The sequence below is a fragment of the Pseudoalteromonas sp. QJM3NY_22 genome, from assembly GCF_056173065.1.
On record NZ_CM149655.1, the window covers coordinates 257,145 to 282,858 of the forward strand.

23 protein-coding genes and 3 rRNA genes are annotated in these 25,714 nt (G+C 42.3%); 21 read left to right on the forward strand and 5 right to left on the reverse strand.

From position 1 onward, the window contains the following. Positions 1-8 precede the first annotated feature (8 nt). The 15 genes from rpsN (at position 9) to AC0VZ4_RS01330 (ending at position 8,575) form a co-directional block, all read left to right on the forward strand. Complete coding sequence (rpsN, locus tag AC0VZ4_RS01260; RefSeq protein WP_033016334.1) at positions 9-314, forward strand: 30S ribosomal protein S14; 306 nt, start codon at positions 9-11, stop codon at positions 312-314. A 21-nt stretch (positions 315-335) separates the two neighbouring features. Beyond that, a complete protein-coding gene (gene rpsH, locus AC0VZ4_RS01265; RefSeq protein ID WP_007376462.1) occupies positions 336-728 on the forward strand; it encodes a 30S ribosomal protein S8 in 393 nt (130 codons plus the stop codon). Positions 729-741: 13 nt separating this feature from the next. Beyond that, a complete protein-coding gene (gene rplF / locus AC0VZ4_RS01270) occupies positions 742-1,275 on the forward strand; it encodes a 50S ribosomal protein L6 (protein WP_007376463.1) in 534 nt (177 codons plus the stop codon). Between the two features lie 9 nt (positions 1,276-1,284). Beyond that, the gene (rplR, locus tag AC0VZ4_RS01275; protein ID WP_002959486.1) at positions 1,285-1,635 is read left to right on the forward strand and encodes a 50S ribosomal protein L18; all 351 of its coding nucleotides are present in this window, start codon (positions 1,285-1,287) and stop codon (positions 1,633-1,635) included. Between the two features lie 9 nt (positions 1,636-1,644). After that, positions 1,645-2,151, forward strand: coding sequence for a 30S ribosomal protein S5 (rpsE, locus tag AC0VZ4_RS01280; protein WP_002959485.1), 507 nt, complete (start codon positions 1,645-1,647; stop codon positions 2,149-2,151). A 2-nt stretch (positions 2,152-2,153) separates the two neighbouring features. Beyond that, positions 2,154-2,336, forward strand: coding sequence for a 50S ribosomal protein L30 (gene rpmD / locus AC0VZ4_RS01285; RefSeq protein WP_002959482.1), 183 nt, complete (start codon positions 2,154-2,156; stop codon positions 2,334-2,336). A gap of 4 nt (positions 2,337-2,340) precedes the next feature. Then, a complete protein-coding gene (gene rplO, locus AC0VZ4_RS01290) occupies positions 2,341-2,775 on the forward strand; it encodes a 50S ribosomal protein L15 (RefSeq protein WP_002959480.1) in 435 nt (144 codons plus the stop codon). Between the two features lie 10 nt (positions 2,776-2,785). Beyond that, positions 2,786-4,114 (forward strand): preprotein translocase subunit SecY, encoded by a 1,329-nt coding sequence (gene secY / locus AC0VZ4_RS01295; RefSeq protein WP_475440689.1) that lies wholly within the window; start codon positions 2,786-2,788, stop codon positions 4,112-4,114. Between the two features lie 22 nt (positions 4,115-4,136). Further along, the gene (gene rpmJ, locus AC0VZ4_RS01300) at positions 4,137-4,250 is read left to right on the forward strand and encodes a 50S ribosomal protein L36 (protein WP_002959476.1); all 114 of its coding nucleotides are present in this window, start codon (positions 4,137-4,139) and stop codon (positions 4,248-4,250) included. Positions 4,251-4,375: 125 nt separating this feature from the next. Then, positions 4,376-4,732 carry a 30S ribosomal protein S13 gene (gene rpsM / locus AC0VZ4_RS01305; protein ID WP_002959473.1) on the forward strand — a complete coding sequence of 119 codons (357 nt, stop codon included), beginning with the start codon at positions 4,376-4,378 and terminating at the stop codon, positions 4,730-4,732. Positions 4,733-4,744: 12 nt separating this feature from the next. After that, positions 4,745-5,131, forward strand: a complete 387-nt coding sequence (rpsK, locus tag AC0VZ4_RS01310; protein ID WP_002959471.1) for a 30S ribosomal protein S11 — start codon at positions 4,745-4,747, stop codon at positions 5,129-5,131. Positions 5,132-5,152: 21 nt separating this feature from the next. Beyond that, positions 5,153-5,773, forward strand: coding sequence for a 30S ribosomal protein S4 (gene rpsD / locus AC0VZ4_RS01315; RefSeq protein ID WP_002959461.1), 621 nt, complete (start codon positions 5,153-5,155; stop codon positions 5,771-5,773). 24 nt (positions 5,774-5,797) lie between these two features. Continuing rightward, positions 5,798-6,784, forward strand: coding sequence for a DNA-directed RNA polymerase subunit alpha (locus AC0VZ4_RS01320; protein WP_002959452.1), 987 nt, complete (start codon positions 5,798-5,800; stop codon positions 6,782-6,784). Between the two features lie 39 nt (positions 6,785-6,823). Further along, positions 6,824-7,225, forward strand: coding sequence for a 50S ribosomal protein L17 (rplQ, locus tag AC0VZ4_RS01325; RefSeq protein WP_002959450.1), 402 nt, complete (start codon positions 6,824-6,826; stop codon positions 7,223-7,225). A gap of 381 nt (positions 7,226-7,606) precedes the next feature. Next, a complete protein-coding gene (locus tag AC0VZ4_RS01330; RefSeq protein WP_475439697.1) occupies positions 7,607-8,575 on the forward strand; it encodes an IS30 family transposase in 969 nt (322 codons plus the stop codon). A gap of 46 nt (positions 8,576-8,621) precedes the next feature. Here the strand turns inward: AC0VZ4_RS01330 and tnpC are convergent, their stop codons facing one another. After that, positions 8,622-10,061: an IS66 family transposase gene (gene tnpC / locus AC0VZ4_RS01335; protein ID WP_475439950.1), complete on the reverse strand. Its 1,440-nt coding sequence runs from the start codon at positions 10,059-10,061 to the stop codon at positions 8,622-8,624. A gap of 832 nt (positions 10,062-10,893) precedes the next feature. Between tnpC and AC0VZ4_RS01340 the strand changes: the two genes are divergently transcribed. The 3 genes from AC0VZ4_RS01340 (at position 10,894) to rrf (ending at position 15,943) form a co-directional block, all read left to right on the forward strand. Then, positions 10,894-12,429 (forward strand): 16S ribosomal RNA (locus tag AC0VZ4_RS01340). A gap of 297 nt (positions 12,430-12,726) precedes the next feature. After that, positions 12,727-15,617: ribosomal RNA gene (locus AC0VZ4_RS01345) — 23S ribosomal RNA — on the forward strand. A 211-nt stretch (positions 15,618-15,828) separates the two neighbouring features. Further along, positions 15,829-15,943, forward strand: a 5S ribosomal RNA gene (gene rrf / locus AC0VZ4_RS01350). The 16S, 23S and 5S rRNA genes sit together here, the layout of an rRNA operon. A gap of 607 nt (positions 15,944-16,550) precedes the next feature. On the opposite strand, the gene AC0VZ4_RS01355 is transcribed toward rrf, so the two are convergent. From AC0VZ4_RS01355 to hslR, 4 genes are all read right to left on the reverse strand, one after another. Next, positions 16,551-17,660 (reverse strand): PepSY-associated TM helix domain-containing protein, encoded by a 1,110-nt coding sequence (locus AC0VZ4_RS01355; protein ID WP_475440690.1) that lies wholly within the window; start codon positions 17,658-17,660, stop codon positions 16,551-16,553. A gap of 167 nt (positions 17,661-17,827) precedes the next feature. After that, the gene (locus AC0VZ4_RS01360) at positions 17,828-19,366 is read right to left on the reverse strand and encodes a phosphoenolpyruvate carboxykinase (RefSeq protein ID WP_475440691.1); all 1,539 of its coding nucleotides are present in this window, start codon (positions 19,364-19,366) and stop codon (positions 17,828-17,830) included. Between the two features lie 267 nt (positions 19,367-19,633). Then, entirely contained in the window at positions 19,634-20,479 is an 846-nt protein-coding gene (hslO, locus tag AC0VZ4_RS01365) for an Hsp33 family molecular chaperone HslO (RefSeq protein ID WP_002962025.1), read from the reverse strand. A gap of 12 nt (positions 20,480-20,491) precedes the next feature. After that, positions 20,492-20,914, reverse strand: a complete 423-nt coding sequence (gene hslR / locus AC0VZ4_RS01370; RefSeq protein WP_033031109.1) for a ribosome-associated heat shock protein Hsp15 — start codon at positions 20,912-20,914, stop codon at positions 20,492-20,494. A gap of 209 nt (positions 20,915-21,123) precedes the next feature. On the opposite strand from hslR, the gene gspC reads away from it, so the two are divergent. The 3 genes from gspC to gspE are packed head-to-tail and all read left to right on the forward strand — an operon-like array spanning position 21,124 to position 25,713. After that, positions 21,124-22,065 (forward strand): type II secretion system protein GspC, encoded by a 942-nt coding sequence (gspC, locus tag AC0VZ4_RS01375; protein WP_007378581.1) that lies wholly within the window; start codon positions 21,124-21,126, stop codon positions 22,063-22,065. 26 nt (positions 22,066-22,091) lie between these two features. Then, positions 22,092-24,155 carry a type II secretion system secretin GspD gene (gene gspD / locus AC0VZ4_RS01380; RefSeq protein ID WP_475440692.1) on the forward strand — a complete coding sequence of 688 codons (2,064 nt, stop codon included), beginning with the start codon at positions 22,092-22,094 and terminating at the stop codon, positions 24,153-24,155. Further along, positions 24,148-25,713: a type II secretion system ATPase GspE gene (gene gspE, locus AC0VZ4_RS01385; RefSeq protein WP_475440693.1), complete on the forward strand. Its 1,566-nt coding sequence runs from the start codon at positions 24,148-24,150 to the stop codon at positions 25,711-25,713. Before gspD ends, gspE begins: the two co-directional genes overlap by 8 nt. Position 25,714 lies beyond the last annotated feature (1 nt).

The following is a 25,714-nucleotide window of genomic DNA, read 5'->3' on the forward strand; positions in this document are numbered from 1 at the left end:
GTAGGGTTATGGCAAAGAATTCTATGAAAGCGCGCGAAGCTAAGCGCACAAAACTAGTTGCTCAATTCGCTGAAAAGCGTACAGCACTAAAAGCTATCATCACAGATGTTAACACGTCTGAAGATGATCGTTGGGACGCGGTTCTTAAGCTACAAGCTTTACCTCGTGATTCTAGCCCTGTACGTCAACGTAATCGTTGTAACATTACGGGCCGCCCACATGGTTACCTTCGCAAATTCGGCATGAGCCGTATTAAAGTTCGCGAAGCAGCTATGCGCGGTGAAATTCCTGGCCTTAAAAAGGCTAGCTGGTAATAGAATCATGGGAGTAAGACTATGAGCTTGCAAGATCCTATCGCGGATTTGTTTACACGTATCCGTAATGGTCAATCAGCGAAGAAAGTATCTGTAACGATGCCAACTTCAAAGCTGAAAGTAGCATTAGCTAAAGTACTAAAAGACGAAGGTTATATCGTAGATTTCGCTGTTAACAGTGAAGCGAAACCTGAGCTTTCTATCGAGTTAAAGTACTTCGAAGGCAAAGCTGTAATTGAAAATATCCAGCGTGTAAGTCGCCCTGGTTTACGTATCTATAAGAAACGTGACCAATTACCTAAGGTAATGGGTGGTCTTGGTATCGCTATCGTATCAACTTCTAAAGGCCTAATGACAGACCGCACAGCACGTAGTGCTGGTGTTGGTGGTGAAATCATTGGTTTTGTAGCTTAATCGGAGGGGAACTATGTCTCGCATAGCAAAGGCACCAATTACTGTTCCTGCCGGTGTAGAAGTTACATTAAAAGGCCAGGAAATCACAGTTAAAGGCAAAAACGGTGAACTAACTCGTACTATCAACAACGCTGTTGAAGTACAAGTTAATGACAACGTTATTACAACTTTACCTCGTGATGGCGTAGCTAATGCATGGGCTCAAGCAGGTACTGCTCGTGCTCTAATCAACAACATGGTTGTTGGTACGCATGAAGGTTACGAGAAGAAACTTCAGTTAGTAGGCGTTGGTTACCGTGCAGCAGCTAAGGGTAAAGTTTTAGACTTAACACTTGGTTTCTCACACCCAGTTAATTTCGCAGTTCCTGAAGGAATTACGATTGAAACTCCAAGCCAAACAGAAGTTCTAGTTAAGGGCGTAGATAAGCAGTTAGTTGGTCAAACAGCTGCTAACATTCGTGCATACCGTAAACCTGAGCCTTATAAAGGTAAGGGTGTTCGTTATTCAGATGAGAATGTACGCCGTAAAGAGGCTAAGAAGAAGTAAGGTAAGACGATGGATAAAAAAACAGCTCGTCTACGTCGTGCTAAACGCACTCGTAGAAATTATATTGAACAAGGCACAACGCGTCTTGTTATCCACCGCACGCCACGTCACATATATGCTCAAGTAGTAAATGCTGAGGGTAATGTACTGGCTGCTGCTTCTACTGTTGAAAAGGCTATTAGCGAAACAGTTAAAGGCACCGGTAACGTTGAAGCTGCGCAAGCAGTTGGCAAAGCGGTTGCTGAACGTGCGGCTGACAAAGGCATCGAAAAGATTGCTTTTGATCGCAGTGGCTTTAAATATCACGGCCGTGTGAAGGCGCTAGCTGATGCTGCGCGTGAAGCCGGTTTGCAATTCTAGGAGTAGACAATGGCTAACGTAGAAGCAAAGCAACAACAGCCTGATCTAGCTGAAAAGCTAATCGCGGTAAACCGTGTGTCTAAAGTAGTTAAAGGTGGTCGTATCTTTAGCTTTACTGCACTAACTGTAGTTGGTGACGGCGCAGGTAAAGTAGGTTTTGGTTATGGTAAAGCACGTGAAGTTCCAGCTGCTATTCAAAAAGCAATGGAAAAGGCACGTCGCAACATGATTAACGTAGACCTAAATGGCAATACATTACAGCATCCTGTTAAGGGACGTCATGCTGGCTCACTAGTGTTCATGAAACCAGCATCTGAAGGTACTGGTATCATCGCAGGTGGTGCTATGCGTGCAGTACTAGAAGTTACTGGTGTGCAGAACGTACTTTCTAAATGTTACGGTTCTACTAACCCGATCAACGTGGTACGTGCAACGATTTCGGCTCTTGAGAATATGAATTCTCCACAGTCTATCGCTGCAAAACGTGGCCTTCGCGTAGACGAAATTCTGGGGTAACCATGGCAAATCAAACTGTAAAAGTAACACAAGTAAAAAGCTCTATCGGTCGTTTACCGAAACATAAAGCTACATTACGCGGTCTTGGTTTACGTCGTATCAACCACACTGTTGAGTTAGAAGACACAGCATGTGTACGTGGTATGATAAACAAGGTTTCTTACATGGTTAAGGTAGAGGGTTAATTCGATGCATTTGAATACACTTTCACCTGCTGCAGGTTCAAAAACTGCTCCAAAACGTGTTGGTCGTGGTATCGGTTCTGGTCTAGGTAAGACTGGTGGTCGTGGTCACAAAGGTCAAAAGTCACGTTCTGGCGGTAAAGTACGCGTTGGTTTTGAAGGCGGTCAAATGCCTATGCAACGTCGTCTACCAAAATTTGGTTTCACTTCTCGCAAATCTTTAGTATCTGCAGAAATAAACCTTTTTGAAATCGCTAAAGTAGAAGGCGATGTGGTAGACCTAAGCGCGTTACAAGCAGCTGGTCTAGTTAAAAAGAACGTTCTTTTCGTTAAAGTTGTTAAATCTGGCGAAGTTTCACGCGCTGTTACCGTTAAAGGCCTTAAAGCCTCTAAAGGTGCTCGCGAAGCAATTGAAGCTGCCGGAGGCAAGGTAGAAGACTAAGGAAGTACTAATGGCTAAACCAGGTCAAGATACACAAAGTGCACAAAGTGGACTTTCGGAATTGAAGCGCCGATTACTCTTCGTATTGGGTGCTATCATAATTTACCGTCTAGGTTCATTTGTGCCGATCCCTGGGATTGACGCCGCTGTACTTGCCGATTTCTTCGAGCAACAAAAGGGCACCATTGTTGAAATGTTCAACATGTTCAGTGGTGGTGCACTTGAGCGAGCTTCAGTGTTAGCACTGGGTATTATGCCGTATATTTCGGCTTCGATTATTACGCAACTATTAACGCATATGTATCCTCCGTTTATAGAGCTTAAGAAAGAAGGTGAACAAGGGCGTAAAAAAATTAGCCAGTACACACGCTATGGCACGCTTGTGCTAGCTACTATTCAATCAATCGGTATTGCTACTAGCTTACCGGGCATGATGGAGGGGTTAGTAGTTAACCCTGGTATAGGTTTCTATTTCACCGCAGTGGTGAGTTTAGTAACTGGTACTATGTTCCTTATGTGGTTGGGTGAACAGATAACAGAACGTGGTATCGGCAACGGTATTTCTGTTCTAATATTTGTTGGTATTGTAGCTAACTTGCCGTCTGCTATTGGTTCGACAGTCGAAATGGCGCGCCAAGGTGATTTGAATGTTTTTGTACTGTTGATGGTTGCGGTAATCGTATTCGCTGTTACTTATCTTGTAGTGTTTTTTGAACGTGGACAACGTCGTATTGTTGTTAACTACGCAAAGCGCCAACAAGGTCGTCAAGTATTTGCTGCTCAAAGCACGCATTTACCACTAAAAGTAAATATGGCGGGTGTTATTCCACCAATCTTCGCTAGCAGTATAATTCTGTTCCCTGGTACAATTGCAAGCTGGTTCGGCCAAGGTGAAGGTCCGGTCGCTGATGTATTACAAGCTGTTGCTACTACGCTGACTCCAGGTCAACCGTTGTACTCACTTGTTTTAGCTGCGGCTATTATCTTCTTCTGCTTTTTCTATACAGCGTTGGTGTTTAACCCCCGTGAAACTGCAGACAACCTTAAGAAATCTGGCGCATTTATCCCAGGTATTCGACCAGGTGAGCAGACATCTAAATACATTGATAAAGTGATGACACGCCTGACATTGGCAGGTGCTTTGTATATAACCTTTATCTGTCTGGTGCCTGAATTCATGACTATGGCATGGCAAACGCCATTCTATTTCGGCGGTACATCAATTTTGATTATCGTTGTTGTAATCATGGACTTTATGGCACAAGTACAGACTCACCTGATGTCTCATCAGTATGATTCTGTGCTGAAAAAAGCGAACCTTAAAGGCTACGGTCGATAAGGTCAGTTTACGGAGTTGAGCAATGAAAGTACGTGCTTCCGTTAAGAAAATATGCCGTAACTGTAAAGTTATTAAACGTGCTGGTGTAGTACGCGTAATTTGCAGTGAGCCTAAGCATAAGCAAAGGCAAGGCTAAGTAAACAGTCGTGCAGGCTGAGTTTTCTCGGCCTGTGTTTTTAGTAGTAATTTGGTCTTCGTTTGAGTATCCTTACGGGCTTTTCAAACTTATGATTACCAAATTCGAATATAGGAGATGTGTTAGTGGCCCGTATTGCTGGCATTAACGTCCCTGATCATAAACATGCAGTTATTGGTTTAACAGCTATTTATGGCATAGGTAAGACTCGCTCTAAGGCTATCTTAGAAGCGACTGGTATCGCCGAAACCACAAAAATCGGTGAACTTTCAGACGAAATTCTTGACGTACTGCGTGATGCAGTTGGCAAGTACACTGTTGAAGGTGATCTTCGTCGTGAAGTTACTTTAAATATCAAGCGCCTAATGGACCTTGGTTGTTATCGTGGCCTACGTCACCGTCGCTCTTTACCACTACGTGGTCAAAGAACTAAGACTAACGCGCGCACCCGCAAGGGTCCTCGTAAGCCTATTAAGCGATAAGGGGATAGTATTATGGCTAAGACACCAATTCGTCGTAAAAAGGTTAAAAAACAAGTTGCTGATGGTATGGCTCATGTTCATGCGTCTTTCAACAACACTATTGTAACGATTACCGACCGTCAAGGTAATGCATTATCATGGGCTACTGCCGGTGGTTCAGGTTTCCGTGGTTCACGTAAATCTACACCATTTGCTGCTCAGGTTGCTGCAGAGCGTGCAGGTACTGCTGCTCAAGAATACGGTTTAAAGAATCTAGAAGTTTTCATCAAAGGTCCAGGTCCAGGTCGTGAATCTGCTGTACGTGCTTTGAATGCTGCTGGTTACCGTATTACCAACATTACTGACGTGACGCCAATACCACATAATGGTTGTCGTCCACCGAAGAAACGTCGCGTTTAACAATAGGTTAGGAGAAATAACATGGCAAGATATTTGGGCCCTAAGCTCAAGCTGAGTCGTCGTGAAGGTACTGACCTGTTCCTTAAGAGCGGCGTAAGAGCTATCGACTCTAAGTGTAAACTTGAGACTGCACCTGGTCAGCACGGCGCTCGTAAAGGTCGCTTATCTGATTACGGTTTACAATTACGTGAAAAGCAAAAAGTACGTCGTATCTACGGTGTATTAGAAAAGCAATTCCGTAACTACTACAAAGAAGCTGCTCGCCTTAAAGGCAACACAGGTGAAAACTTGTTACAGCTTTTAGAGCAACGTTTAGACAATGTTGTATATCGCATGGGTTTTGCTAGCACACGTGCAGAAGCACGTCAGTTAGTAAGCCATAAAGCGATTTTAGTTAATGGTCGTGTTGTGAACATTCCTTCATACGTAATTACACCAGAAGATACTGTTGTAATCCGTGAGAAGTCTAAGACACAAGCACGTATCATCGCTGCTCTAGAGTTGGCTGAGCAACGTGAAAAGCCGACTTGGGTTGAAGTTGACGGTAAGAAATTGGAAGGCAGCTTTAAGCGTCTACCTGAGCGTTCAGACCTGTCTGCGGACATTAATGAACAACTAATCGTCGAACTTTACTCTAAGTAAAGTTAAGAGTTAAGAGAGGATAAAATGCAGGGTTCTGTTACAGAATTTCTAAAACCAAGGTTAGTTGACATCGACGCTATCAACCCAACGCGTTCTAAAATAGTTTTAGAACCATTAGAGCGAGGCTTTGGCCATACTCTGGGTAATGCTTTACGCCGTATATTACTTTCATCTATGCCTGGATGTGCAGTAACTGAAGTTGAAATCGACGGTGTATTACATGAGTACAGCGCGAAAGAAGGCGTTCAAGAAGACATCATTGAAATACTATTAAACCTTAAAGGTTTAGCAGTAACGTTAGAAGGCAAAGATGAAGTTTTTCTGACCCTGACTAAATCTGGTGTAGGCCCTGTTACTGCGGCTGATATTCAGCACGATGGCGATGTAACAATTGCTAATCCAGATCACGTTATTTGTAATTTAACTACAAATAACAGCGAGATCAGCATGCGTATTCGTGTTGAACGTGGTCGTGGTTATGTGCCGGCATCTAGTCGTTTATCCTCTGATGACGATGAGCGTCCAATTGGTAGATTGTTGCTTGATGCATCATTTAGCCCAGTTGAACGTATTGCGTACTCGGTTGAATCAGCTCGAGTTGAGCAACGTACAGATTTAGACAAATTAATCATTGATATGGAAACAAACGGCACTTTAGATCCAGAAGAAGCGATCCGCCGTGCGTCTACTATCTTAGCTGAGCAATTAGATGCATTCGTAGATTTACGTGATGTAACTGAGCCAGAAGAGAAAGAAGAGAAGCCAGAATTCGATCCTATTCTACTTCGTCCAGTTGATGATCTTGAACTAACAGTACGCTCAGCAAATTGTTTGAAAGCCGAGCAAATTCAATATATTGGTGATTTAGTTCAGCGCACTGAAGTTGAGCTTCTTAAAACGCCTAATCTAGGTAAGAAGTCTCTAACTGAAATTAAAGACGTGCTAGCTTCACGTGGTCTTTCTCTGGGCATGCGCCTAGAAAATTGGCCGCCTGCAAGTTTAGCTGAATAATCTAAATCACTATATTAGTTTAGTTAGAAGGATAGGGTCATGCGCCATCGTAAGAGTGGTCGTCAATTAAACCGTAACAGTAGCCATCGTAAAGCGATGTTTAGCAATATGGCAGGTTCTTTGGTGAAACATGAAATCATCAAAACTACTTTGCCTAAAGCGAAAGAGTTACGTCGTGTAATTGAACCTTTAATCACACTGGCTAAGACTGACAGTGTAGCAAATCGCCGTTTAGCGTTTGCTCGCACGCGTGATAATGAAGTTGTTGGTAAATTATTCAGTGAAATCGGTCCGCGTAATGCAGATCGTCCAGGTGGTTACACTCGTATTCTTAAGTGTGGCTTCCGTACTGGTGATAATGCACCAATGGCTTATATTGAACTAGTTGGTCGCCCAGCGACTAGCGAAGCAGTTCAAGAAGACGCACAGTCTGCAGAGTAAGTCTTAAAGAAACCTAAAAGCCGAGCTTATGCTCGGCTTTTTCTTGCCTAAAATTTGTCAACCTATATGAATCAGTAATTATCTTCTATTATGGGTATCGACTCATAGATTCTGAATCGATAAGTTGTTTTGACAGCTGCTTTAATAGCTCTACCTAGTTACTCTTCACTTATCATTCATACAAAATAGCCTATTAGATTCTAGCTAAAGATCATTTCCACTATTTATAGGAGTGATTATAAGACATAACGTATTCTTTCTAATCTATACCGATACTATGAACTTCATCGTAACCTAAATTCGGATAATAAGTGCAATTTCTCAGATTAGATGGCCAGCTGTTATAATTCGGCCATTCTCTCGCCAAAGGAAATTGCTTTAATGAAATATAAACAGCTGACACAAGCAGAAAGATACCAGATTTACGCGTTAATAAAAGCAGGAAATAACCAAAAACAGATAGCTGATGAACTCACTCGTTCACCGTCATCTATCTCTAGAGAGTTAAAACGCAATAAAGGGCTTAAAGGCTATCGACCTAACCAAGCCAATAATTTTGCAGAGCAAAGACGCAAGTCATCTTTCAAAGCAAGTAAGTTAACAGATGATGTTACTGACTGGATTAATAAATTGTTGGTTGACGGACTTTCGCCAGAGCAGGTGGCAGGCCGCTTAGCTTTAGAGAAAAAGGTCGTTTTGCATCATGAAACGATTTATCAATATATTTACAGAGACAAGGCTCGTGGTGGTGAACTACATAAGACACTCACTCGTGCATGTAAAAAGTATAAAAAACGCTATGGAAGCTACGATAAACGTGGACAGATAGTTAATCGAGTCAGTATTGATGAACGCCCAAGTATTGTGGATTCAAAGTCTAGGATTGGTGATTGGGAGGGCGATACAGTGATAGGCAAAGGGCGTAAAAATGCCCTTGTTACAATGGTTGAACGTAAAACGTTATATACAGTCGTTCACAGAATTGAAAGCAAGCATGCGAAAATAACAGCCGATGCGCTGATCAAGTGTATGACACCCTATAAAGGTAAGGTTATTACCGTGACTTTAGATAATGGAAAAGAGTTTGCTCACCATGAGCATGTTGCACAAAAATTAGAAGCGGATGTGTATTTCGCTCACCCATATTCATCATGGGAGCGGGGCATAAATGAGAATACCAACGGCTTACTTAGACGCTTCTTCCCCAAGGGAACTGACTTTATGTCGCTAAGTGAAGCAGAAATACAGGCGGCAGTTGATAAGCTCAACCATCGGCCAAGAAAAACAAGAGGGTATAAAACCCCTCATGAGTTATTTACGGGGCAATCAGAAGTTCTGGTGGCTGCATAATGATTGCACTTAATACTTGAATTCAAGTAAGGTTAAGTAAACGTAACTATTCAGCCACATTTTCAATAAATATATCAGGTAACTGATTTTTGAAGAGTAATTCAAGGGCTAGGCTTGCTGATACATGCTGTTTTCTGCAAGTCGAGAGGTAGCTTCTGATTAAACAAAACATCTCTGCACCTTGCATGCTTCTGAAGCACCCAGATATCTTTTGATGAACCTTGGTCATCCTAATATCATTCTCACCTTGGTTGTTGCTAAAAGGCACCGCCGTTTCCGTCATGAACCGTAAGACATCATCTTGATAACCTCTTAACCGCTCTAACAACGCTCTAGACTTTGTTCGTTTCAATCTGCCTCGCTGGCCTTTTACTCGGCTGTTTCTATCCGGTGGAGGGCATTTAATGTCACCTTGAGCCAATATTTGTTGATATTTCTCTATATAGTGAGCTTTTGTGTCTGCATCTAGCTCGGGGTTATCTATTTGATGTTTATTGATTTCAGTCAGTAGGGTTTGCAAATCCTTTGCCCATTGCATACCGTCTTGCTCCCATGCCCTTTCTAACTCTCGGATATGATGTGCATTACACAAGGCATGTTGGCACTGTGTATATTGATAATACGGTTTCCAGTGGTCGTGGCATAGTACCCCAGTAAAGTGAGGTAAAATATCGGCGTCATCCATCGCTATTTTCCCTCTTTTCTCATGCGGGTAAAAATACGTCCACCACGTCGTTGATGCACCATGAAGCCATCGTCGTTTACCACCTATATTAATCCCCGTTTCATCAACGTGTAAGGCTTGATAAGTCGTTTTCAGGGCTTTCTTGAGCGCGGCTTCTGCGCCGGAGGACTTTACCAAGGCCGCTGCTTGTTCATTAAAGTTAAATAAACTACCCGCACTGATTGGAATACCGAGTTGATCACAAAAATATTCTTCAATGCGGTTGTAAGGGAGTAATTGATATTGGGATAGGTAAACTGCATGGGCTTTTACACCAACCCCATATTGAATAGGACTGTTAACGTCTTCTGGAAATTCACCAATAAAACGCTTACCTTGCTCATTTTCCAGAATTTGTGCTTGGTATTCAGTGACCACTTTCCTGATATCTATATCGACAACCTGTCGTTTTTGAAAGCCAATTTCACGGTAGTGACCTTTCGGTAAAAAATCACGTTCAACTAGGATGATTTTGATCTCATCAGGCGTCTGTGTTTGGGTTAGTGTTTTACCTGCACGGCCTTTTTGACCACCCGCTGACTTGGCTGATTTCTCTTTGTTTTGTTTTTTTCGGTTGATGTCTTTTGATGGCGGGATACTGCTATTGTTACTGTTAAGTCCTAATTTACTTGCTAACATAACAACGACAACCAGAATGAGTTCAATAGACATCTTCAGCGCAGGCGTGAGAGTTTTACCTTCTTGTAATTGAGCTTTGGTTTTCTCAACGATTTCGTCGATGTTGATGCTGTTTAAATTCATTGAAGCTAGGGCTATTAGGTCATAGCCCTAGCTTGGCATACTGGCGGGATCGGTCAATAGTTAAAAAAGATCCTTTGAAAATAATTTACCATGGTGAATAGTTACAAGTAAACTTACTTATTAAATATGTAAAACTATGGTTAAACATAGCCCAGTCAATTCAATTTTCAGCTTTTGACTAATTTAAGTGATTTTAGTTATACGACTCTTGCTCTATTGGCTAGCTTTTTCAGCATAGATGATGCAAATATATCTATACCCATAGGTGGTTGCCATAACTTTAATTTTAAATAGCTTTATAAACCGCTGAGTAGAGATGGTTTAGTTGTGTTTTTGAGCGTTTAGCTCAAATACTCAGCGAACAGCACATTATTTCAAGTTTTCTTCAAAAAAGGGTTGATCTGTTTTCGGATCTCCCTATAATGCGACCCCACTGAGACGGGAAAGGCCAACGCATAGCGAGGCACGAACTAATCAGAGAGTTAAATAAAACTTCGGTTTTAAATCTTCTAAAAAGAAAGTTTAAAACAAAGTATTGACTCGAAAAATAAAGGGTGTATTATTCGCATCCCTTGAGGCGCTAAAGCGACTCAAAACGTTCTTTAACAATATAAAGCAATCATCTGTGTGGGCACTCGTACAGATTGAGTTCTAACAGCCAAACTACTTACTCTTTATGGGTAATTAGCGAGGCAAACAAATTAGAGTCTCAATTGAAAACTGAGTGACCAACAGAATAGTTATTTAGGTAATTATTCGGCACAGTCAATTCAATATCGAAAGATATTAAAAATTCAGAATTCATTGAGCTGTCGAAAGACATAAAACTTTTTAATTGAAGAGTTTGATCATGGCTCAGATTGAACGCTGGCGGCAGGCCTAACACATGCAAGTCGAGCGGTAACAGAAAGTAGCTTGCTACTTTGCTGACGAGCGGCGGACGGGTGAGTAATGCTTGGGAACATGCCTTGAGGTGGGGGACAACAGTTGGAAACGACTGCTAATACCGCATAATGTCTACGGACCAAAGGGGGCTTCGGCTCTCGCCTTTAGATTGGCCCAAGTGGGATTAGCTAGTTGGTGAGGTAATGGCTCACCAAGGCGACGATCCCTAGCTGGTTTGAGAGGATGATCAGCCACACTGGGACTGAGACACGGCCCAGACTCCTACGGGAGGCAGCAGTGGGGAATATTGCACAATGGGCGCAAGCCTGATGCAGCCATGCCGCGTGTGTGAAGAAGGCCTTCGGGTTGTAAAGCACTTTCAGTCAGGAGGAAAGGTTAACGGTTAATACCCGTTAGCTGTGACGTTACTGACAGAAGAAGCACCGGCTAACTCCGTGCCAGCAGCCGCGGTAATACGGAGGGTGCGAGCGTTAATCGGAATTACTGGGCGTAAAGCGTACGCAGGCGGTTTGTTAAGCGAGATGTGAAAGCCCCGGGCTCAACCTGGGAACTGCATTTCGAACTGGCAAACTAGAGTGTGATAGAGGGTGGTAGAATTTCAGGTGTAGCGGTGAAATGCGTAGAGATCTGAAGGAATACCGATGGCGAAGGCAGCCACCTGGGTCAACACTGACGCTCATGTACGAAAGCGTGGGGAGCAAACGGGATTAGATACCCCGGTAGTCCACGCCGTAAACGATGTCTACTAGAAGCTCGGAGCCTCGGTTCTGTTTTTCAAAGCTAACGCATTAAGTAGACCGCCTGGGGAGTACGGCCGCAAGGTTAAAACTCAAATGAATTGACGGGGGCCCGCACAAGCGGTGGAGCATGTGGTTTAATTCGATGCAACGCGAAGAACCTTACCTACACTTGACATACAGAGAACTTACCAGAGATGGTTTGGTGCCTTCGGGAACTCTGATACAGGTGCTGCATGGCTGTCGTCAGCTCGTGTTGTGAGATGTTGGGTTAAGTCCCGCAACGAGCGCAACCCCTATCCTTAGTTGCTAGCAGGTAATGCTGAGAACTCTAAGGAGACTGCCGGTGATAAACCGGAGGAAGGTGGGGACGACGTCAAGTCATCATGGCCCTTACGTGTAGGGCTACACACGTGCTACAATGGCGCATACAGAGTGCTGCGAACCTGCGAAGGTAAGCGAATCACTTAAAGTGCGTCGTAGTCCGGATTGGAGTCTGCAACTCGACTCCATGAAGTCGGAATCGCTAGTAATCGCGTATCAGAATGACGCGGTGAATACGTTCCCGGGCCTTGTACACACCGCCCGTCACACCATGGGAGTGGGTTGCTCCAGAAGTAGATAGTCTAACCCTCGGGAGGACGTTTACCACGGAGTGATTCATGACTGGGGTGAAGTCGTAACAAGGTAGCCCTAGGGGAACCTGGGGCTGGATCACCTCCTTATACGATTTAGAACTTATTTGTTCGTAGTGTCCACACAGATGATTGTTAATTAGTGCTTGTTCTTCGGAATAACTAATTAATATGCTCTTTAAAAATTTGGAAAAGCTGATAATAAAATTCTGATAGATACATTGTATTTATCAAGAGTTTTCAAAAGTAAAAAACAATGGTAGCAGTACCATTGAGTGCCATTTAGTTAACTCTTATGAGTTGATTGATTGGTATCTACTTTAGTATTCAATATTGACTTCTGGCGAAGTTAAACTGTCACGAAACAAAGACCCGTTTGGGTTGTATGGTTAAGTGACTAAGCGTACACGGTGGATGCCTTGGCAGTTGGAGGCGATGAAGGACGTATTAACTTGCGATAAGCCTAGTCAAGCTAGTAAAAAGCGCTTGAGACTAGGATTTCCGAATGGGGAAACCCACCTGCTTGCAGGTATCGTTAACTGAATACATAGGTTAACGAGGCGAACGCGGAGAACTGAAACATCTAAGTACCCGTAGGAAAAGAAATCAACCGAGATTCCGAAAGTAGCGGCGAGCGAAATCGGAACAGCCCTTAAGCTCATTATGTGTTAATGGAAGGCTGCTGGAAAGCGCCACGATACAGGGTGATAGTCCCGTACATGAAAAGACATTTTAAGTGAAATCGAGTAGGTCGGAGCACGTGAAACTTTGACTGAATATAGGTGGACCATCATCTAAGGCTAAATACTCCCAACTGACCGATAGTGAACCAGTACCGTGAGGGAAAGGCGAAAAGAACCCCTGTGAGGGGAGTGAAATAGAACCTGAAACCGTGTACGTACAAGCAGTAGGAGCCCACTTGTTGGGTGACTGCGTACCTTTTGTATAATGGGTCAGCGACTTATATTTTGTAGCGAGGTTAACCGAATAGGGTAGCCGTAGGGAAACCGAGTCTTAACTGGGCGACTAGTTGCAAGGTATAGACCCGAAACCCGGTGATCTAGCCATGGGCAGGTTGAAGGTTGAGTAACATCAACTGGAGGACCGAACCCACTAACGTTGAAAAGTTAGGGGATGACCTGTGGCTAGGAGTGAAAGGCTAATCAAACCGGGAGATAGCTGGTTCTCCCCGAAATCTATTTAGGTAGAGCCTCGGACGAATACTTACGGGGGTAGAGCACTGTTAAGGCTAGGGGGTCATCCCGACTTACCAACCCTTTGCAAACTCCGAATACCGTAAAGTAATATCCGGGAGACACACGGCGGGTGCTAACGTCCGTCGTGAAGAGGGAAACAACCCAGACCGCCAGCTAAGGTCCCAAAGTCATAGTTAAGTGGGAAACGATGTGGAAAGGCCCAGACAGCCAGGAGGTTGGCTTAGAAGCAGCCATCCTTTAAAGAAAGCGTAATAGCTCACTGGTCGAGTCGGTCTGCGCGGAAGATGTAACGGGGCTAAACTATGCACCGAAGCTGCGGATTCAGAATTTATTCTGAGTGGTAGGGGAGCGTTCTGTAAGCGGTTGAAGGTGTACCGGGAGGTATGCTGGACGTATCAGAAGTGCGAATGCTGACATGAGTAACGATAATGGGAGTGAAAAACTCCCACGCCGGAAGACCAAGGGTTCCTATCCCATGTTAATCAGGGTAGGGTAAGTCAACCCCTAAGGCGAGGCCGAAAGGCGTAGTCGATGGGAAACAGATTAATATTTCTGTACTCGATATAATTGCGATGGGGGGACGGAGCAGGCTAAGCAAGCATAGCGTTGGTAGTCTATGTGAAAGTGAGTAGGGCGTTTGTTTAGGTAAATCCGGACGAACACTAAACCTGAGACACGAGACGAGTCACTACGGTGATGAAGTTGCTGATGCCATACTTCCAGGAAAAGCCTCTAAGCTTCAGATTATATGGAATCGTACCCCAAACCGACACAGGTGGTCAGGTAGAGAATACTAAGGCGCTTGAGAGAACTCGGGTGAAGGAACTAGGCAAAATCGTACCGTAACTTCGGGAGAAGGTACGCTCCTATCTGTGATGAGACTTGCTCTCTAAGCGGACGGGAGCCGCAGTGACCAGGTGGCTGGGACTGTTTATTAAAAACACAGCACTGTGCAAAATCGCAAGATGACGTATACGGTGTGACACCTGCCCGGTGCCGGAAGGTTAATTGATGGGGTTATCCTTAGGGAGAAGCTCTTGATCGAAGCCCCGGTAAACGGCGGCCGTAACTATAACGGTCCTAAGGTAGCGAAATTCCTTGTCGGGTAAGTTCCGACCTGCACGAATGGTGTAACCATGGCCACGCTGTCTCCACCCGAGACTCAGTGAAATTGAAATCGCAGTGAAGATGCTGTGTACCCGCGGCTAGACGGAAAGACCCCGTGAACCTTTACTACAGCTTGGCACTGAACATTGAACCTACATGTGTAGGATAGGTGGGAGACTTTGAAGCAGCGACGCTAGTTGTTGTGGAGTCAACCTTGAAATACCACCCTTGTAGTTTTGATGTTCTAACGTTGGCCCCTGAATCGGGGTTACGGACAGTGCCTGGTGGGTAGTTTGACTGGGGCGGTCTCCTCCTAAAGAGTAACGGAGGAGCACGAAGGTTGGCTAAGTACGGTCGGACATCGTACGGTTAGTGTAATGGTAGAAGCCAGCTTAACTGCGAGACAGACACGTCGAGCAGGTACGAAAGTAGGTCATAGTGATCCGGTGGTTCTGAATGGAAGGGCCATCGCTCAACGGATAAAAGGTACTCCGGGGATAACAGGCTGATACCGCCCAAGAGTTCATATCGACGGCGGTGTTTGGCACCTCGATGTCGGCTCATCACATCCTGGGGCTGAAGTCGGTCCCAAGGGTATGGCTGTTCGCCATTTAAAGTGGTACGCGAGCTGGGTTTAGAACGTCGTGAGACAGTTCGGTCCCTATCTGCCGTGGGCGTTTGAGAATTGAGAGGGGTTGCTCCTAGTACGAGAGGACCGGAGTGAACGAACCGCTGGTGTTCGGGTTGTCATGCCAATGGCATTGCCCGGTAGCTACGTTCGGAACTGATAAGCGCTGAAAGCATCTAAGCGCGAAGCAGGCCTCGAGATGAGTTCTCACTAGACTTTTAAAGTCTCTGAAGGGCCGTTGAAGACTACAACGTTGATAGGCAAGATGTGGAAGTGGTGTGAGCCATTAAGCTAACTTGTACTAATTACCCGTGAGGCTTAACCATACAACGCCAAACGCGTTTTATGTGATAGTGAAACAAGCGAAGAAGTTAATATGACTAAAGTAGAAATTACTTAGAAAGACTTAAAAAATATTATCAGATATTTTCCAAATTCAAGAGGTGACTCTTAGCGCGTAGCGTTAACATTGAGGCACCTTGCGCAAAGAAAATGGTAGTACTACGTGCTTGTCATTAATTCTTTGCACCATATTTGCTTGGTGACAATAGCGTTTTGGACCCACCTGACTCCATGCCGAACTCAGTAGTGAAACGAAACAGCGCCGATGATAGTGTAGCATTTGCTATGTGAAAGTAGGACATTACCAGGCTTCAAATTGTAGAGAGCCCGACTAGAAATAGTCGGGTTTTTTTACGTCTGCAGAAAAGTAAAATACGCGTAATTAATATACACTCACATCAACACCATCACGTAGGTCGGGCGAGCGCAGCGACCCCCGACGTCAAAAGCATAAAAACCTCCGCTCGACAATGAGTGGTAGCATTTGTACTGTGGGTAAATAATACCAATTGGTTTAACATCTGGCCTAATATAAAAGCGTTAATTATCTGGCCTTATGATAAGTATTGAACATGACCTTTAAGCCTTTATATACGCTTTGGGTAGGTTACTGAAGAGAATAAAAATAGTTAGGCAGAGGTTGATACAGAGGTTTACGCATAGAACTTAAATCTAATGGGCATGAGGTTTTTAAATAATAGTGTTCATGGAGTGCCTATCTAAACTTGCAGTATTAACTACCCTTCATTAATTGTTTTATAGCCAGATAGGCGGTTAGGGGCTGCTTTAATTTCATATGTACTGAGCGTTATTAATTTTTAACCCTAAGATTAACTAAGGCCATATACTTTATATTAAAAACTATCGACAAGACTTACTAAAAAGTGTTTTGTGTACTCCTTAAACTAAAGTTTATTTTATACTCTCCTGGTTCTAATTAACCATCTATATATGCCAATAAAGAACAATGCTGCAGATCCGAAGCCACTCAACATCCAAATGACTTTTAAAATGTTACCGCCAATGCTGCCGTCATGTAGAGGGTGTATCCATTTTTTAATTTTACTAGCCGTACTTTGTTTATCTATATTAAACATGCTCCCTAACTTCCCTGTAAGAGCATTAACCTCTATATAGCTATGTGGAAAGCGATAAGAAGGATCGTTTACAGTTTGAAATCTAAATCTGTAAATCGCATTTAAGTTTGATGGTGTTTCAATCCAAGCTAAACGCGCACCCGGTAATGCTTTTTTAGCTATTAGTATCGCTTGCGATAAAGGAATATTAGATTGTTTACTCGGTTGTATTTGTGTTTTTGAAGGGGAGTTTATATCGCTAACTAAAGCGGTTAATATAGGATCTGTCTGCTTTGGAATAGCAAGCATAATCCCTGTAATCGTTAGAGCTAATAATGGGATGCACAAGCTTAAACCAATTAATTTATGCCAGTCATAAAGTAGGCCTATTTTAGAACTGCGACGTTTAAATTTTAACGATTTTATCGATTGACCTTTTTTTGGCCACCACGCTAATAACCCAGATATGAGAAGGATTAATGTGGCAATGCCTATATACCCCACAATTATAATACCGGTACTTCCTGTGAGTAATGAAAAGTGCAGGTTATATAACCATGTAACAAAATAATCGCCCCAGTAATCTTTTCGAATTACTTTATATTTATCATTTGAGAGCCAAATCATTAAGGTTGCAAATTCACGATTTTGTGTTTCTACAGGGTTATAGTAACGAGCCGGTATGATTGAATTGTCATCTGTTACCTCAAGCCGCCAGGGCCCATACTTATCTGGAAAAGCCGTTTTTAAGTTTTTGTATGCCAAATCCCAGTTGACTTTGTCTGTATGCTTTATATTTACTTTAGTGAGGTTCAGTTGTGAATCTATTTGTGGGTAATATATTAATACTGAGCCAGAGAATGCAATAACAGTGAATAAAAACCCTATTGATAAACCTAAATAAAGGTGTAATCGTCTAAATATCTTTTGCCAAGAAAGCTTTGGAAGCATGAATAAAGTAGCCGTAATAAGTGAGTGTACTTAAACAATAATTATTAGGTATTTTATAGTGTTTTAGAGAAGAAAAGTGCGACATTTTGTCGCACTTCTTACAATGCATATTTAAAAAATAAAACGCCAGCTCAAGGCTGGCGTTAAAATACAATCTTAAAGTTTATTTAAGCTTTAGGTCCTGCATTTTTTATATCATCTGATACGTCGTACTTAGCAAAGTTCTCAGTGAAGTCTACGGCAAGTTTTGCTGCATATTCATTGTATTTAGCTTTATCTTCCCACGTATTAATAGGGTTAAGTAAGTTTGTATCTACACCCGGAACGGCAACTGGCACATCTAGGTTTAAAACATCAATATGTTGAGTTTCAACGCCTGTTAATTTACCAGATACAATAGCATCAACTACTGCGCGAGTAGTTGGAATATCAAAGCGCTTGCCTGTACCGTAAGGGCCGCCAGTCCAACCTGTATTCACAAGGTACACTTTAGCGCCAAACTCGCGTACACGCTTCATAAGAAGCTCAGCGTAAACACCAGCAGGGCGTGGGAAAAATGGTGCACCAAAACAGGTTGAGAATGTTGATTCAATATCGCTAGTAGAGCCAATCTCAGTTGAGCCAACTTTAGCTGTGTATCCACTTAAGAAGTGAAAAGCAGCCGCTTCTTCGCTAAGAACAGATACCGGTGGTAATACACCGCTTACATCACAGGTTAAAAATACAACTGCTTTTGGTTCGCCTGCGCGGTTTTCTACTTTACGTTTTTCAACGTGTTCAAGTGGGTATGCTGCACGGCTGTTTTGAGTAAGGCTTGTATCGTGAAAATCAGGAACGCCCTTCTCATCTAGCACTACATTCTCTAAAATAGTACCAAAGCGAATTGCATTCCAAATCACAGATTCGTTCTTTTGTGACAGGTCGATACATTTAGCATAGCAACCGCCTTCAATATTAAACACGCTTCCAGGTGCCCAACCGTGTTCGTCATCACCAATTAAAAAGCGAGTAGGATCTGCTGAAAGAGTTGTTTTGCCCGTACCAGATAAACCGAAGAATAATGCTGTATCGCCTGCTTCACCAACGTTAGCAGAACAGTGCATTGGTAATACACCTTTTGCTGGTAGTAGGAAGTTTTGTACAGAAAACATCGATTTTTTCATTTCACCGGCGTAGCGCATACCTGCTAGTAATACTTTACGCTGTGCAAAGTTAATAATAACGGTGCCATCGCTATTTGTGCCATCACGTTCCGGCTCACATACAAACGAAGGAACGTTCATTACTTGCCATTGTGGTAAGTTTGAGGCGTTATAGTTTTGTGGTTCGATAAACATGTTTTTGGCAAAAATATGGTGCCACGCTGTTTCTGTAGTTACGACTACAGGTAAATAATGCTCAGGGTCAGCGCCAACTTCTAGGTGAGAGGTGAAGTGGTCATTACTTTGAACATGTGCTTCTACGCGAGCCCATAATGCGTCAAATTTTTCTGCATTAAATGGGCGGTTAACGTTGCCCCATTGAATGTCATCTTGAGTTGTCGCTTCTTGTACAATAAAACGATCTTTTGGTGAACGGCCAGTTCGTTTTCCTGTAATTGCAACAAAAGCACCATTTGCGGCTAAAGTACCTTCGCCACGGCGGATCGCATGCTCGACAAGTTCAGCTGCGGTTAAATCGACAAAACGTGTAGCGCCTGTAGTCATGTTTATACCTAACTATGTGTGAGAGTTTGAACGGATAGCTCTGGGGTTATCAGTGCCCTTAAACTGAAATTATAGTAACAGAAGGTTTTAAGATATTCGAGCCCGCAAAGCCCCTAAAAACACATATATTTAAGAAAAAACATGAATAATTTCAATGATACCGGTGTCATGAAATTAGCAGAAAATATGACACCGGTATCATCTTTTTATAATATAAAACCGCATATTTTGCGGCTTTAATTACTATATATAGATGAAGCTGAACATTTAGTTGAAAATGCTTTTTATGTCTTGTTCGTTAAAAACATACTCTTTTAAACAGTAATGGCAGTTAATGTTAACAGTCCCTTTCTCAGCTACATCTTTGAGTAGTTCTTCTTGTCCAATATTAACAAGTGCAGTAATTGTTTTATCACGACTGCAACCACATTTGAATTTAATCGCTTGAGGTTCAAATACGCGAGGATTATCTTCGTGATAAAGACGTGTAAGAACAGTGTTCGCATCTAAGTGTAACAACTCTTCATTTTTAATCGTGTTACTTAATGCTTCTAGGTGTGCAAAGTCTTCAATTGATTTTTGTTTATCAACTGGGAGTACTTGTAAAAATAGACCACATGCTTTTGCGCTACCTTCTGTTGTGTCGGTTGCAAACCAAAGGCGTGTTTTTAGCTGCTCTGACTGCTCAAAGTAACTTTCGATACATTCACTAAGAGTATCATGCTCTAGCGGCACTATACCCTGGTAGCGTTCACCTTTTTCAGGGGTAATAGTGATTACCATATAGCCTTGGCCAATAAGCTCTTTTACAGTTGTGCCCGTAATTTCGCTTTGCAGGCGCGCAATACCACGCATGTTTTGTTTGTCATCACCATTTATAACTGCATATTTAACTGGGCCATCACCTTGAAGCTGTACAGCAATTTCACCTTCAAACTTTAAGGTAGCAGTAAGTAAACAGGTTGCAACGAGTAACTCACCAAGTAATGCTTTAACAGGATCTGGGTAATTATGGTCGGCAATCATTTCATTATAAGCACTCTCGATTTGTACGAGTTCGCCACGAACATCTAGTTCGTTGAATAAATAACGGTGAAGTAAATCTTGTTGCATGAGCGGCTATACCTAACTTGATTTCATTTTTAAAAGTTCGCGTCTTTGCTTTTTATCCGGTTTTTTATCCGGATGGGGGGCAAAAAAGCTGTTATTTTTGCGTGCGATGCTGTTCTGTTCGCGTTTAGCAATACTGGCATCAGATTCTTGATACATGGTCTGTGCAATGGGGGCGCTTTGGCGTTTTTCAAGCACTGAGAGTATAGTTATCAGCTTTTCATCTACTCCTTGTGCAAGTTTTATGTTTGCGCCAACTTCTACTATTTTACTCGCTTTTGTACGCTGTCCATTATAATGCACTTTGCCGCCTTGTACCATTTCACGTGCAGTCGCACGAGTCTTATAAAAGCGAGCGGCCCATAACCACTTATCTAATCGAACTTTTAACTCATCTTTATGGTCTGAACTTACGTGGCTGTTACTTTTTTTACTCATAAGGCATTTAATCCAGTGTATTATAACTTAAAATTTATCATGAAATCATTGTAGGCTGAAGGTATTATAATCGCAGTCTGTTTTGCCTTGAGAGAGTGAGTCAACTCATTCTGTTTACAAAGTTTAATATTAGCGTGCTTGTTGAATGAAATATGAAAGGGTACTATGGGTACGCGCTTACGCAGTAAATTAAAATAAGAATATTATTTATGGAACAGCAAATACAGCAACTTAAACAATTTTTAATTCGTTTACCACATGCAAAATTAAGTGCATTAGTGACTCTATTAGTTGTTGTTTATCTTGCTTTTTTATTATCAAAATTGGTTTGGCTTATGTGGCCAAATCCGGTTGTATCTCCACTTACTCCAATGCACTACGCTAATCAAACCAAGGGTGTCGCTGGTAATCGCTCTACGCAGCATATAGTGGAGCAATTTTTGTTTGGTAAAAAAGTTGCAACAAATAATAATACTACGCGGCAATCACAAGTTATTAACAATGCACCTGAAACGCGCTTAAGTATAAATTTAACAGGCATAGTGGCGGTAAGCCATGATGATAAAGCAGGTGTGGCTATTATAGAATCACAAGGAAAACAAATAAGTTACTTAGCGGAAGAAGTTATACAAGGCACGCGTGCGAAAGTCGCACAAATATTACCAGATCGTGTGATTTTAAGCGTAAGTGGTGGCTTTGAAACATTAATGCTTGATGGTCTAGATTTCACAAAAAAAGTATCAATGCCTGTTCTTGCTGCCCGAGACGATTCAGAAATGGGACCACAGATGCAAATAGCATCAAGGGATCAAAAAATAAATGCAACCGCAGATCCACAAGTAAGAGAAACCTTAATAGAAACACGTGAAGAGTTACTCGAAGAACCAGGTAAATTATTTGACTATATACGTGTCTCACAAGCGATGAGTGATGGAGTACTTATAGGTTATCGCTTAAGTCCAGGAAAAGAACCTGAGCTATTTAAGCAAATGGGATTACAAAATAACGATTTAGCTATTGCGATTAATGGCTATCAATTAACAGATTTAAAACAGGCAATGTCAGCTATTAATGAGCTGCGCAATAGCACAGATGCTAATATCACTATAGAACGTGATGGCGAGCAAATAGATGTGCAATTTAGCCTGTAATAACTTAGCTTTGGAGTTTTAATATAATGGTTCAGGTGCTACACCTCAAAAAAATTAAAAAAGGGTTAGCTAAGTATGCAGCACTTTTTTTAGCAGCAAGTATTTCTTTGTCTGTTTCTGCTGTTGAGTATGCAGCTAACTTTAAAGGCACAGATATCAACGAGTTTATTAACATTGTTGGTAAAAATCTTAATAAAACAGTGATTATTGACCCAAATGTACGCGGCAAAGTGAATGTGCGCAGTTATGAGTTGATGGATGAAGCACTTTATTATCAGTTCTTTTTAAATGTATTAGAAGTTTATGGCTACTCAGCTGTTGAAATGGACAATGACATTATTAAGGTTGAAAAAAGTTCAGACGCTAAAAAATCAAATGTCCCACTTATTACAGAGGGTAATGAAGCTAGTGGCGACATGATGATTACACGCGTTGTGCGCGTTAAAAACGTAAGCGTACAAGAGCTAGGTCCATTAGTTCGTCAATTTAGCGATCAAAAAGATGGTGGCCACGTTGCCAACTTTAATGCGGCTAACGTTATGATGCTAACGGGTCATGCAGCATCGGTTAATCGCTTAGTTGAGATTATTCGCTCTGTTGATCAGGCGGGTGACAAGCGTGTAGATATAGTAAAGCTTAAGTATGCAACTGCTGATGATGTAGTATCGGTCGTCGATAACATTTATAAAGACAGTGGTAAAGGCAGTGTTCCTGAATTTTTAATTCCTAAAGTGGTTGCCGATGGCCGAACTAATAGCGTTATTGTAAGTGGCGAAGGCCAAGCACGTACGCGTGCTATAGAACTTATTAAACGCTTAGATGGTGAATTAGAAAGCCAAGGTAACACCAAGGTGTTTTACCTCAATTATGCTAAAGCTGAAGATTTAGTAAAAGTATTGCAAGGTGTGAGTAAGTCACTTGTTGATGACGCGCAAGGCGGCACAACTAAAACTCGTAGCAGAAACAGCAATGAAAGCAGTATAGAAGCTCATTCAGATTCAAATTCATTAATTATTACCGCGCAGCCAGACACAATGCGCTCACTAGAGTCGGTAATTGAGCGTCTCGATATTCGTCGTGCACAAGTATTAGTTGAAGCAATTATTATTGAAGTAATGGAAGGCGACGGGGTTAACTTAGGCCTGCAGTGGATTTCTGAGCAGGGCGGTATGTTACAGTTTAACAACGGCACTACGGTTCCCGTTGGCTCATTAGCTGTTGCGGCGGAGCAAGCACAAGATGTAACGGTTACCAAAAATATTATAGGAACAGAATCTGGTACTGTAACGCCCTATACGGAAACAACCGAAGGTGATTATGGTCCATTAGCTTCCTTACTTAGTGGCATTAATGGTCTAGCGCTGGGTGTTGTTAAAAATGACTGGGGTGCAATCATTCAAGCAGTAGCTACCGATACAAACTCGAATATTTTGGCTACACCGTCTATTACTACAATGGATAACGAAGAAGCATCTATTTTAGTCGGTCAAGAAGTACCTATTATTACTGGATCACAAACCGGCAGTAATAATGCTAACCCATTTCAAACGGTTGAACGTCAAGAAGTAGGTATTAAACTAATTGTTACCCCGCAGATTAATGATGGCTCTGCGGTACAACTTACTATTGAACAAGAAGTATCAAGTGTAAGTGGTGCAACGGCAGTTGATATTTCAGTAAATAAGCGTTCAATTAAAACAACTGTTATGGCTGATGATGGCGGTATGGTTGTGCTTGGCGGCTTGATAGATGAAGACGTGCAAGAAAGTGTATCGAAGGTACCATTATTAGGTGACATTCCTATTTTAGGTCACTTGTTTAGATCAACCAATACAACACGTCGTAAGCGTAATCTTATTGTATTTATTCGCCCAACCATTATTCGTGATGGTGTAAGCATGAATAAGCTAAGTTTTAATAAGTATAACTTTATCCGTGGTGAGCAATTTAAACAGCGCGAAGATGGGATTGATTTAATGCCAGCGACTGATTCGCCAATATTGCCTGAATGGAACGATGAATTAGTACTTCCACCAACGTATGAAGAACATTTACGTAAGCAAAATGCACAAGAGCGTAAAGATGACTAATGCGATACAAGTGATAAACCAAGATGTGGTTCATCCTAATACGCATCATCAGGATACGCTATTAGCGGATGATGTATTAATAGAGTTACCAGCTAAACGTTTACCATTTTCTTATGCAAGGCGCGCAGGTGTATTGCTAAGTAAAAATAAAGATAATCGTATTGTATATTATCGTGGTGAGCTTGACGTAGAAGTACTTTTAGAAGTGCGCCGTATTGCAGGTAATGGTTTTACATTAGAGCAGTTGGCTGACGATAAGTTTGAGTTGTTATTGGAAGCATCTTATCAACGTGATAGCTCTGAAACGCAACAAATGATGGAAGATATAGGGAATGAGGTTGATTTGTTCTCACTCGCCGATGAACTTCCACAAACAGAAGATTTGCTCGCCGGTGATGATGATGCACCAATCATCAAACTTATTAACGCCATGCTCAGTGAAGCGATAAAGGAAGGGGCATCTGATATTCATATCGAAACCTTCGAGCAAGAGCTTGTTATTCGCTTTAGGGTAGATGGTGTACTTAAAGAAGTCCTTAAGCCTAATCGTAAACTCGCATCGTTACTTGTATCGCGTATTAAAGTAATGGCCAAGCTTGATATAGCCGAAAAACGTATTCCTCAAGATGGCCGTATTAGTTTGCGTATTGCTGGGCGTGCAGTTGATGTACGTGTATCTACAATGCCATCAAGCTTTGGTGAGCGTGTAGTACTGCGTTTACTTGACAAAAATAACGCACGTTTAAATCTAGAAGATTTAGGTATGACCGCAGAAAATCGTGCATTGTTTTCTGATTTAATCAGTAAACCGCATGGCATTATCTTAGTCACAGGGCCAACGGGTTCTGGTAAAAGTACTACGTTGTATGCTGGTATGAGTCAAATCAATTCACGCGATCGCAACATTCTGACAGTTGAAGATCCAATCGAGTATGAGATTCCGGGTATTGGTCAAACACAGGTTAACGCTAAAGTTGATATGACCTTTGCGCGTGGTTTACGTGCAATATTACGTCAAGATCCTGATGTAGTAATGGTGGGTGAAATACGCGATCTTGAAACGGCGCAAATTGGTGTTCAAGCGTCACTTACCGGTCACCTTGTTATGTCTACTCTGCATACAAATACCGCATCGGGTGCAATTACACGTATGGAAGATATGGGTGTTGAACCATTCTTACTTTCATCGTCGTTACTCGGTGTGTTGTCGCAACGCTTAGTACGTACGTTATGTAATACCTGTAAAGAAGGTCACACGGCTGATGAGCATGAATGCCAGTTGCTAGGGACTCCTTTTGAAAGCCAACCGACAATTTACCGAGCGGTCGGATGTGAAGAGTGTAACTTTAACGGTTACCGTGGTCGTACGGGTATTCATGAGTTACTTGTAGTTGATGAAACAATACGCGAAATGATTCACAACGGTAAAGGTGAGCAAAGCGTAGAAAAATACATTCGTAAGCGTAGCCCTAGTATTCGCCAAGATGGCTGTAGCCGTGTACTCGCAGGTAAAACAACACTTGAAGAAGTATTACGTGTTACCCGTGAGGAAGGTTAAT